Below are 672 nucleotides of genomic sequence, written 5' to 3' on the forward strand. Positions count from 1 at the left end.
AATATCCTTATCAAATTCCCCAAAATCATGATTAAAAAATTCAGCTGTAAATTCACTTCTTTCAAGCATGCAAACATAATCAGGCTTTATATTATGCTTCGCTAAAATAGGATAAGCACTATCGGCACAAAAAATCGTAGCTTTGCTAGCATACTTTTTTAATAAAGGCAATTGTTTAGTAAGGGATGGTCCTGTAGAAACAATGATAGCTGTATCACTTATACCCTTTCTTTTAGAAAGTAATTCTTTATAACTAGGATGAGTAATCATTTGAGGAAGATTATAAACAAATTGCTCTATGCCTTGAAGAGCATCAAGAGGATCATTACCATGAGAAACAATAGAATTTTTAAAATTTTCTGCTAATTTTTTATTCAATCCTAAAATATCTTCATGAAATCTTTCATAATAATGACTCATCAGTTCTAAAAAATAAATTCTAGAAAATTGAAAGAAAGGTTTAGAAGAGCAAAGTTCAGTATAATCTTGAGCTTGTAATTTATCATTTTCCAAAATCATCAATCTTGCACTTTGCAATTCACTTGAAAAATCTAAGATATGAAACATTATCCAAATGATTTCTATATCTTTTTCAAAAACAACAATATGTTGATGATTTTTATTTTGCAATAAAGCTTTAAATAAAATTCCATTTCCAAAACCATAAAAATA

General features: G+C 27.4%; 1 protein-coding gene. It reads right to left on the reverse strand.

From position 1 onward, the window contains the following. The coding region (locus BGS43_RS00025; RefSeq protein WP_141085287.1) for a motility associated factor glycosyltransferase family protein at positions 1 to 672 on the reverse strand (672 nt) is incomplete at both ends.

This window comes from Campylobacter sp. 110 (genome assembly GCF_002383965.1).
Lineage (GTDB): Bacteria > Campylobacterota > Campylobacteria > Campylobacterales > Campylobacteraceae > Campylobacter_D > Campylobacter_D coli.